General features: G+C 75.0%; 6 protein-coding genes. All 6 read right to left on the bottom strand.

Going from position 1 to position 10,572, the window contains the following annotated elements; genetic code table 11:
- Window positions 1-4: 4 nt before the first annotated feature.
- The 6 genes from AB0F89_RS37675 to AB0F89_RS37650 all read right to left on the bottom strand — a co-directional run bounded on the left by AB0F89_RS37675 (window position 5) and on the right by AB0F89_RS37650 (window position 10,483).
- Window positions 5-949 (bottom strand): hypothetical protein, encoded by a 945-nt coding sequence (locus tag AB0F89_RS37675; RefSeq protein WP_367139610.1) that lies wholly within the window; start codon window positions 947-949, stop codon window positions 5-7.
- A gap of 9 nt (window positions 950-958) precedes the next feature.
- The gene (locus tag AB0F89_RS37670) at window positions 959-2,932 is read right to left on the bottom strand and encodes an Ig-like domain-containing protein (RefSeq protein ID WP_367139608.1); all 1,974 of its coding nucleotides are present in this window, start codon (window positions 2,930-2,932) and stop codon (window positions 959-961) included.
- A 99-nt stretch (window positions 2,933-3,031) separates the two neighbouring features.
- Window positions 3,032-3,964, bottom strand: a complete 933-nt coding sequence (locus AB0F89_RS37665) for a hypothetical protein (RefSeq protein WP_367139607.1) — start codon at window positions 3,962-3,964, stop codon at window positions 3,032-3,034.
- Between the two features lie 84 nt (window positions 3,965-4,048).
- Complete coding sequence (locus AB0F89_RS37660) at window positions 4,049-7,099, bottom strand: major capsid protein (protein ID WP_367139605.1); 3,051 nt, start codon at window positions 7,097-7,099, stop codon at window positions 4,049-4,051.
- A gap of 208 nt (window positions 7,100-7,307) precedes the next feature.
- Window positions 7,308-7,754: a hypothetical protein gene (locus tag AB0F89_RS37655; RefSeq protein WP_367139603.1), complete on the bottom strand. Its 447-nt coding sequence runs from the start codon at window positions 7,752-7,754 to the stop codon at window positions 7,308-7,310.
- Between the two features lie 38 nt (window positions 7,755-7,792).
- Window positions 7,793-10,483, bottom strand: coding sequence for a phage minor head protein (locus tag AB0F89_RS37650; protein WP_367139601.1), 2,691 nt, complete (start codon window positions 10,481-10,483; stop codon window positions 7,793-7,795).
- Window positions 10,484-10,572 lie beyond the last annotated feature (89 nt).

The following is a 10,572-nucleotide window of genomic DNA, read 5'->3' as shown; positions in this document are numbered from 1 at the left end:
GGGCTCACCACGGGTGGTGGCGGGTCGCGGGGCGGGCGTGGCCGGGCGGGGGCGGGCCGTGGGGGTCGAGGCGGTGGGTGGGCAGGTCGGGCGACCACACCAGCGACGGGGAGCGCTGCCCGCCGGGGTTGGCGATCGACAGGAACAGGTCGACCTCGTAGATGCCGGTGCGCCCGTGGTTGAGCATGTCCAGCGGGTCGATGAGCACGTAGTCGACGCCTTCGCGGGAGACGGCGCGCACGAGGCGTTCGGGCAGGGCGCAGTTCGAGTCGCCCCGGCAGGCTTTGTAGAACTCGCACGTCAGGACGCTCATGGCGCGGCGTGCGAGGGGCGGGACGGGTTCGCCGGTCCAGTAGGTGACGCCGAACGTGCCGGGCCGGTCCAGCGGCAGCGCGAGGTCCTGGCCGGTGGGCCAGCGTTGCCCGTCGACGCGCACCAACCGGTCGGGTGGGGAGAACCGCCACGCCTCCGGCGGCAGCACCTGCCCGTCGATGTGCACGGTGACCAGCGGCGACGCGCCGGGGGCGGGTGGTTCCCAGTGGACGGGTCCGGGCAGCGGCAGTTCGTCGACGCCCGAGCAGCCGCACGGCCCGGGGGCGGGGCAGCCGCAGCCGAGGTTGAGCCACCGGCCGCCGTACAGCACGGGCCGCGGCCCGAGCGGGCCGGCGTGGTGGGTGGGGATCGGGGTGGGTGGCGGGCAGGGGCGGACGGTCTGTTCGCACAGTCCGTAGCGGCCCGCGGTGAGCGACCACAGCACCCACGTGGCGGCTTCGGCGGCGAAGCGGTGTTCGGGTTCGAGGAGGTCGACGGGCGGCACCCCCGTGGGCGGGGCGGCGGGTTCGGCGACCGGCAGGCAGCCGCAGCCGGGATCGAGCGGCCACGTGCGGCACGGCCCCTCCCCGGCGGGGAGGGGCCACGTGGTGTCCAGCAGCTCCCGGAGTGTCGGCATCGCCGCTGGTCACCGGCCGCGCGTGGTCGACCGGCGCGAGGACCTGGCGCTGCCGGTGTCGTCGCCGGACTCGTCGTCCGGTTCGTCGTCGGGCCGCTCGTCGGCCCGGTCGAGGGTGCCGGGCGGGACGGTGACGGTGATCGCGCTGGTGTCGGACTGCCCGCCGTAGGCCGCGGTGATCGTCGCGGTGCCCGCCGCCACACCGGTGACCAGCCCGGACGCGTCGACGGTGGCGGTGCCGGTGGCGGAGCTGGTCCAGGCGGCGCGGTCGGTCACCACGATGGTGGAGTTGTCGCTGCGGGTGGCGGTGGCGGCGAGCTGGGTGGTGTCGCCTTCCTCCACCGACGCGGTCGCGGGGGTGACGGTGACCGCGGTGACCGGCAGCTCGGTGACGGTGATCGTGGAGGTGTCGGACTGGCCGCCGTAGGCGGCGGTGATCGTGGCGGTGCCGGGTGCCACGCCGGTGACCAGCCCGGACGCGTCGACGGTGGCGGTGCCGGTGGCGGAGCTGGTCCAGGCGGCGCGGTCGGTGACGACGATGGTGGAGCCGTCGGTGCGGGTGGCGGTGGCGGCGAGCTGGGTGGTGTCGCCTTCCTCCACCGACGCGGTCGCGGGGGTGACGGTCACGGTGGTGACGGGGAGTTCGGTGACGGTGACCTGCGTCGTGCCGGACTGGCCGCGGTAGGTGGCGGTGATCGCGGCGGTGCCGGGCGCGAGGGCGCTGACCACCCCGGCCGGGGTGACGGCGGCGATCGTCGGCGCGGAACTCGACCAGGCGGCCACGGCGGTGACGGGCAGGCTGGTGCCATCGGAGTGGGTGGCGGTGGCGACGAGCTGCTGCGCGGTGCCTTCCAGGAGCTCCGGGTCCACGGGGGTGATGTCGACGGCGGTGACGGTGATCGCGTCGACGAACCGGACGATGCGGCGCAGCGGCAGCGCCGGGTCGTCGCTGTCGGACTGCACGGTGACCTTCTTGCGGCCCGGCACGGTGAACGTGTGCGTCACCGAGCCCTGCGCGGTGGTGATCCGGTCCTCGGTGATCGTGTCGCCGTCGTACCAGGTGACGGTGACCGGGGCCTGGGTGCCGTCGGGCAGCGGGTCGCCGCCGTTGTTGATCGTGGCGCGCCAGGTGAGCGCGTCGGCCGGGTCGGGCTGGTCGAGCAGCACGAGCGGCGGCAGCGGGATCGCCCCGCAGGTCGGCTCGGGCGGGGCGACGGAAACGACCTCGGCGTGGAAGTGGTCGGGGTCGTAGGGGCGCTGCCCGGAGGAGCCGCGGCCGTCCTCGATCGGCACGAGCAGCGGCGCCGGGGAGCCGTTGATGTCCCTGGTCACGTCGTAGGGGCCGCGCAGCCAGCGCGACCCGGCGCGGGTGCGTCCTCGCAGCGTGAACGTCACCGTCCCGTTCTGGAGGGTCCAGGTGTCGGGGGCGCGGGCGATCACCCACGGCAGCAGGAAGTAGCCGTTGGGGTCGATCACGTCGTCGGGGTCGAGCGGGCCGGGGTCGTCGAGGTCGTCGCAGCCGACGTCGCCGCCCGCGACGCGCGGCCATACCTCCAGGGCGAAACCGAGCCGGTCGGAGAACGACTGGCCGATGCGGAACCCGGTCGACTGGGTGCCGGCCGCGTTGGTGACCCGCTTCCAGGTGGGGTTGAGCAGCACGAACAGGTCGAAGTCCACCTGGCAGAACTGGATACTCACGTTCAGCCACTTCAACGAATCCGGGCCCGACTCGTTGTTGCACAGGCCACCGTCCGCGCGGGTGGTCGAGTAGTCCTCCCCCTCCTGGACCTCGGGGGCGGTCTCGATCTGGATGAACCCGTTGGACACGGCCTGCGAACGCGGTCCGCGCGGGGCCCGGCCGCAGGCGTCCAGGACGGTGGCGCGCAGGACGCGGGCGCCGATGAACGACGGGCACACCGCGCGGGAGCTGGCCGCGGGGCCGCGCGGGGCGGCGAGTGCGGGCGGCGGTAGGACTGCGGTCACGGAAACCTCCGGCGGTGGCGGTGGTTTCCGGTGGCCCTGATGCGCCAAGCCCGGCACGTCGGTGGAGCGGCACCCCCGGGTCGGGGGCGGTGGTGCTGGTCAGGCGGTCGCCGATCGTGCGGGGTCGCCGGTGCCGCCCGCCGGGGGTTCGGGTTGGGGTGGGGCGGGCGGCACCGGCGTGGGTGTGGCGTAGACGCGCGGCAGGGTGGTCTTGACGGCGGCGGTGCCGCACGGCCAGTCGACGACGTAGAGCCGTTCGTCGAGCAGGAACCCGATGTTCTGGGCGATGTCGAACGCGCCGCTGTCCCATCCGGCGGGTTCGATCAGCCGCGAGCGGCGGACGGTGACGGGCGGGGTGGCGTAGAGCCACACGGTGTTCTCGTCGTCGGCCGCCGGGTGGTCGGGCGGGTCGCCGGTGTAGCCGGTGCCGAACGCCCACACCGACCCGAAGATCGTGACGGCCTGCCCGTCCTGGATGGTCAGCTCCGGCATGGTGCCGAGGTAGGGGGCGACGGTGCGCGGGGCGTGGATGACGCCGACGCCGCCGTAGTTCACCGACAGCCACTGCTCCAGCAGCCCGATCGCGGTCGGCACGGGCAGCGCGGTTCCGGGGCCGATCGGCACGGCCTCGAGTTCGAGGTTGGGGTAGTTGCCGAGCAGGCCGGTGCGCACGATCCGTTCGACCTGGGTCTGTTCGCCGGCGAGGAACCGTTGCCGCAGTTGGCGGCGTGCGGTGTCGGGGTCGCGGCCCAGCGCGCAGTCGTCGGCGGCGTACACGCCGAACGGGGTGCCGAAGCCGACGCCGGTGGTGGGCACGGCCTGCTTGACGCGCGACACGTCCGGCGGCAGCGGCAGGCAGGCGGCCGGGTACGGGTCGACCTGGGTCGAGCACACCACCTCGTACTCGACGCCGGTCAGGGAGTGCGGGTCGGCGTTGTCGATGACGGTCGAGGCGCTGAACAGCCCGAACCGTTGTGGGATGGGCGCGGAGGGGGCGTCGATCCGCAGGCGCGGCACGGCGGGGAGGGTCATGGCGCTCCTTTCGGGTCGACGGGCCGGTGGTGGGCGCGTGCCGGCGGGCCTGGTGGGTCCGCCGGCACGCGGTCCTTCCTGCGGTTACTTCTTCGTGGTGCCGGTCTTGCGGCCGGCTTGTGGTGAGTCGTCGCCACCGGTGCCACCGGTGCCGCCGTCGCCGGTGGTGGCCGCGGCCTGGTCGTCGCCGGTGCCGGTCGAGCTGCCGGTGGTGGCGCCGGCGCGGTCGGCGGGGCCGCCCGCGGCGGTCGCGCCACCGGCCGCCGCACCCGATGCGCCGTCGGGTTCGCGCTGGTCATCGCCCCTGCGGCCGGTGCTCGTGCGGCTCGTGGTGCCGCCGGAGTCCTTGGTGGACTGCTCGTCGTCCTGCGCGGTCGCGGGCGGCGTGGTGGCGACGGTGACCTGCTTGGTGATCCGGTGCCCGCCGTAGGACACGGAGATCGTCGCGGTGCCGACGGCCACGGCGGTGATCAGGCCCTGGTAGACGGTGGCGACCTGCGGGGCGGAGGTGCCCCAGGTGGCGCGGACGGTGACGTCTTCGGTGCCGCCCGACGGGAGGGTGGCGGTGGCGGTGGCCTGTTCGGTGGCGCCGGGCGCGAGGGTGGTGGGCCCGGCCGGGGTGAGCGCGAGCGCGCTGACGGGCGGGCAGGCGTCGCGGAACGGACCGAGCGCGCCGTTCGCGCACAGGTTGGTCAGGGTGACCCGGAACGTGCGGTTGCACCTGTTCGTCAACATCCACGCGTCCTCCGTGAAGAGCGCGGAGTACCGGTTCTCCAGCAGCAGCTGGTAGTCGTACATGACGCCGAGCTGGATGATGTTGCCCTGCGACAGCACCCACGATCCGGCCGGGTAGGCGATGATCTCGACGTTGTTGGGCCAGCCGTCGGGCGGCATGACGCGCCCGTTGAGCGGGGTGCCGTCCGGGAGCGGCTGCCAGTCGCGCACCCACTGCACGCGCGAGGCGTACTGGGCGAACAGGGCGGCGATCTCGGCGTTGCTGACCGCCCCGTAGGGCCTGTTGTTCTTCTTCTCCAGGTCCCGCTTGAGGTATTCGCGGAACCACTCGGGCATCACGATTTCGAGGGTCGCGTCGAGCGCCATCTTGTAGCGCTCGCGGAACCAGGCGACGAGCAGCCCGATGCGGTCGGTGACGGCCAGCGACACCGAGCCGATCGCGCCGGGCCCGGCCTGCACGTCGAACGCGGGCACCGGGTCGGAGTGCGCCGAGATGTAGCCGATGTAGGTCTCGTTGAGGAAGTGCTCGTGGTGCAGCAGCGCGTCGGCCAGGAACCGGGCGATGCCTTCGGGGAAGGTGCGGTCGCGGATGATGTCGCTGGTCACGCACATGTAGGCGAGCGAGGCGCGCTGTTCGACCCAGTCGACGCAGGGGCCTTCGATGCAGCGCTTGGGGTAGCCGGCGCCGGGCGGCGGGACGTTGTTCGGGCCGGGGCCGCGGAAGTAGCGCGGGTCGTCGAGGCCGTTGCCGGGCAGCGGGTCGGTCTCGGGGTAGACGACGACCTGGCCGCGCCAGCCGTCGCGGCTGGCGTCGGCGGCCTGCTCGGGGAACTGGGTCCACACCGGGTAGCGGATGCCGCCGCGCGCGGGCAGGCCGGTGGTCGGCAGGTCGATCATGCCTTCGCGGGTCGCCAGCGGCGGGCACAGCGTGTAGTCGGTTTCGCTGGGCGTGCACCAGATGTCCTGGATGATGCTGGGTGCCTGCGTGGCGGCCGTCAGGGTCGCGGGGAGCTGCTGCATGGTGGCGGCGAGCAGCGAGTTTCCGGGCAGGCGGCGTTCGTCGGCGACCTCGTCGATGACCGCGATGTCGCTGCTGTTGCCGGTGAGCTGCACGGCGGCGGCGAACTGCCGCTGGATGCGGGCGACGTTGGCCTTGATCTGCCCGTTGGCGGGCTGCCCGACCGGGAGGGCGGCGAAACGGATCGCGGCGGCGTCGCCCAACTGCTCCACCGACAACTGCTGCCCGTACGGGTACTCGGGGACCTCGGCGGAGGCGACGATCGAGTAGCGGCGCAGCGGTTCGCCGGCGGCGGCCGCGGCGGCCAGCGTCTGCTGTCGCTGCTGGTCACCGGCTTTGCGGTAGCCGTTGGCGCGGTGGATCGCGGCGACGGTGTTGGGGCGGCGGGCGAGGCCGGTGCCGGGTGCCCCGGGCGGCACGGCGGCGGCGGTGACGGGCGTGCCGGGGTCTCCCCCGGCCGTCGGGGCGGGGGTCTGGGTCACGGTCACGTCCTGGGGGTTCGTGGCGTACGGGTGCAGGCGCGGTGCGGCTTCCGGTGGCGGTGTGCTCGCGGGCGGGGCGTCGATGGTCGGGTCGGGCATCCCGAGCTGGAGTTCGGGTGCGCTGGGCGGCATCGGCGGGGTGGGCGCGGCCGGGTCGACGACACCGGACGCGCCCGCACCGGGTGCGACGGCAGCGGGTGTGTCGCCGCTGGTCACGGCCGGTGCGGCGGGGGCGGGGCTGCCGGGCGGGGTGGTGGGCGGGGTGCCCGCCGCGGGGTCGGCCGCGGGCGGGGTCGCCGAGGTCGCGGGCGCCGCCGGGTCGGCGGGCCGGTCGGTTGCGCCGGCGGCCGGGGGTGTGGTCGTCGGGGTGGCGGCGGGCTCGCTGCCCTCCGGGTTCGCGGAGACCGCCGGGTCGGCGGCGGCCGAGGCGGTGCCGGACGCGCCCGCGCCGGGTGCGCCGGTGGCGGGTCCGGGCTGGTCACCGGTGCCGGCGGGCGCGTCGCGGCCGGGGTCGGCGCCGGTGGCGGCGGCGGCCATGCCGGGATCGTCGGCGTAGGCGGGTTCGGCGTCGGCCTGCGGCGGCCGGACCCGGTCGATGATCTTCCCGATGCGGGTGTCGGCGGCGGCCTTGGCCTGCACGCGTTCCTGGCCGACGGCGCGCAGCGCCTCGATGGTGTCGGCGAGCAGGTCGAACTTGTACGTCTCGTCGAGCGGGAACCGCTCGTCGGTGTCGTACTGCTGGAGCAGCGCGTCGAACTGGAGTCCGGCGGCGCGTTCGAGGCTGCCCAGGTCGACGCCGGCGGGCAGGTCGCGGACGCGTTGGGTCAGCTGCTTGATGCGCGCCCGCCCGGTGGCGTCGCCGCTGTTGGCGGCGGCGAGCAGGTCTGACAGGTGGTCCACGTGACCCTCCGGAGCACACGACCTTGGGGGTGGTGTGCATCCGGTCACGAGTCACCAGACGATGCGATCGGGGCCGGGTCCGCGGTGCTTGCGCGTGCGGGTCGGCCCGTGAGGGATGCTAACTGCCGCTGATCAGGGGGCGCGAGGCGACAGCGCCTGGACCAGGCGTTTCACCCGGTCGTGTCGTCGTGTCGCCTCGCGCCCCCGGTCAGGCCCGCGCCGTTTCGGGTGGCGGTGCGGGCGGGAACGCCGGTCCGGCCGTCGGGGGCGGCGCGGTCGCGGCGGCCGGGAAGCTCGGGTCGGCTCCGCCGGGGGTGTTCGGGGTGGCGGGCGGGGGCGGCGGGTACGGGCCGAGGGTGCGGCCGGGCCACGGGGGCGCGCCGCCGTCGCCGTACGGGCCGGTCGCGTGCTGCCCGCCGGCGGGGTGGACGGCCGCCGGCACGGGCTGCGGCTGGCCGGTGTCGAGCTGCACGGGGTTGGGCTGGTCGGCGGCGGGGCCGAGGACGACGTGCGGCGGGAACAGGGGGCGGACGGTGCCGCCGGAGATCGCCTGCGCTTGCGCGGCCTGCCACTCGTAGTCGAATTCGGCGTGCGCGCCGTTGGGGTAGGTGACCTCGAACCGGGTTCCGGACGGCGGGGTGGCCGTGCCGGTCATGGACCGGGCGCCCCCGGTGCTCCTGCATCCGCACATGGTCAGAGTTCCTTTCCGATGCGGGCGGCGGCGGCCATGACCCGCGGCGTGATGATGCGGCGGCGGGCCGCGGTGATCTGCTCGTCGGCGCGCTGGGCGTGCTTGAACTGCCGGAACACCCGTGCGCCGTCGACCGGCTGGTCGGACGGCCCGGCGGGCGGGGCATCGGGGACCAGGACGCCGGCGGCGACCAGGACCAGGCAGCGGCCGTCGTCGTCGACCAGGGCCTCCTGGCGCAGGTCCTCCAGGCGGGGTGCGGCGGTCGCGGCGGCGGCGGCCATCGACTCGGGCTGCACGCCGAGCCGGTGCGCGGGGGGCAGCTCGAACGCCTCGACGGTGACGCAGCAGGAGGCGACGAGTTCTTCGGCGTAGCCGGACGGGCCGGGCATCCAGTGCCCGGACTGGCTGTAGGTGTCGAGCAGGGCGATCTGGAACGGGGTGACGCCGGCGCGCAGCGCGCCGCAGCCCCAGATGCCGTCGGGGGTTTCGCGGACGACGACGTTGGCGACGACGTGGCGCGGGTCGTCGTAGTGCTGCATGACCGCCCACACGTCGGTCTGTGCGGTGTCGCCGTGACCGTTGGCGGCGATCGGGCCGGTGAGGACCCGGCCGCCGTCGGCGGTGCGGACGCTGTGCCGGTGGAACTTGGGGTAGCCGCCGCCGTAGGGGTCGTGGGGCGGGGGCACGTTGTAGACGCGGTGACGGGCGTCCCAGTCGGCGATGAACCCGGCGACCCAGCCCTGCTCGTTGACGACGTGCATCTTGGTGCCGCGCGGGCCGGGTTCCTGCCGGAACGCGTCCGGGTCGGGTTCCATCGGCACCTGGCGGGCGACGCGCACGGCCCACGGCTCGTCGTCGCCCTGCCCGCCAGGCGAGGTGTCGGCGCTGGTCATGGCCGGTGCGGGTGCGGGGGTGGTGATGGAGCGGGCGCCGGGGCGGGGCGGCGTGATGGTGCGGGGCGCGGCGGTGAGCGTCGCCGTCGGGGCGGGTTCGGCGGGAGGGGACGCGGCGGGTTGGGAGGTCGCGGCGGCGGTGACGCGTCGCCGGCGGGTGCGGGGTTCAGGCCGGACACCGCGCCGTACCTGCACTTCGGGCTGGTCCTGGACTTCGGTGTCGGTGATGACCTGCTCGTCGTCCCGGTCGTCCTCGTCCTCCTCCTGGTCCTCGTCGCGGTCTTCGTCGTCGGCTTCGTCCTCGGCGTCGTCCTCGGCGTCGCGGACGGCCCGGTCGGTGGGGCCGGTGCGGTTGACGAACTCGCCGTCGTCGTCCTCGGCGTCGGCGTGCCGTCCGGAGTGCGCGGGGCGGGCGGCGAGGGCGGCCGTGAACTGGGCGGATGCGGCCTGGGCGGTGGGGCTGGTGGTCATGGCGGCGGCGAGTGCGGCCAACTGGTCGCCGCTGTAGACCACCTCGTCGTCGGTGGCGGAGGCGGCGCGGCCCTTGCCTTCGGAGGGCCACTTGCCGGTGGCGTCGTGGTGGAGGTTCGCGCACAGCCCGTCGAGGGTGTCGTTGTCGACGTGCTCGCGCAGCCGGCGGCGGCACCGGTCGAACGAGCCCTTGGTGCCCCACCGGATCTCGGCGGCGCCTTCGCCGCGCACCCAGTAGTCGTGCAGGTCGTCGGGCATCCGGGACTGGGCGGCGGTCAACGGACGGCCCTCGACCGTCCCGTCCTGCCCCGTCCCCGTCCCGGCCGGGGTGCCGTCGGTCGTGGGCGGCTCCTCGCCGGGGACGTGGTCGCCGGAGTGCGCGGCGGTCCGTTCCGCTCCGGCGGGCTCGGCGGTGCCGGCCGCGGACGGGGTGGTGGACGAGGTGGTGGTGTCGACGGCCGCCGCGGTGACCGGCGACCCGGTCGCCACGGGGTCGCCGGCGGGTTCCGGGTCGCTCATGGTGTCCTCCCTGTGCTGGTCAAGTGCGGTGTAGCGGTCTTCTTCGAGGGGGTCGAGCCACAGCACGAGGCACCGGCAGTTGACCGTGGCGGCGGCGCTGCCGCGCGGGTCGTGCGGGTACAGCAGCTGTTCGCCGCCGACGGTGAACGGGGCGTCGGCGTCGACGGTGGTGCCGTCGACGTCGCGGTGGGCGGGGCGGGTGCGGGTGTCGCGGGTGGCGAGCCACCGTTTGCGCAGGGGTTCGCCGAGGACGTCGATGCGGGCGAGGCCGGAGGCGTGGGCTCCGGCGTTGACGGCGGCCAGGGCCTCGGTGCGGGCGATGGTCTCGGCGCGCGGTGACCAGGCGGGCAGGGAGAGGGCGGCGCTGACGAGTTCGCGCAGTTCACCCAGGGGAAGGTGCTCGCGGTGGGCGCGGTCGACCTGCTCGCGGACGGCTTGGTGCACGTCGTCGGACCAGGTCGCTCCGGTGAGGCGCGCGGCGGTGTCGGCGAGGAACAGGGCGACGTGCGCGGAGCTGTCGAGGACGCGGGCGGTGGCGGCGGTGAGCTGGGAGCGCCAGGCGCGGCGGAACACGACCTGGGCGACGGGCAGCAGCCGTTGTCGGACGAGGTCGGTCCACAGGCCCGCGGGTGGGCGCGCCTGTGGACGGGGGGCGGGGACGTCGCGGGGGGCCGCGCTCAGCTGGTCGGGCTGGAGGACCGCAGTGCGGGCGGCGGCGAGGTAGTCGCGGAATGCGCTGGTCACGGCCGGTGCCATGCGGTGCTGGGCGTCGTCGGCGACGGCACGCAGGCGCTGGGCGGGTCCGGGCACGGGCGGCATCCCTCGGCGGTGGGTTGCCCGGCCACGATGCGCCAGTCGGCAGTTCGTGATGCGTCTCGCGGTGGATGGTAAGCCGCCTG

It is taken from the genome of Saccharothrix sp. HUAS TT1 (assembly GCF_040744945.1).
GTDB lineage: Bacteria > Actinomycetota > Actinomycetes > Mycobacteriales > Pseudonocardiaceae > Actinosynnema.
This window is presented reverse-complemented; position numbering and strand designations above follow the sequence as displayed.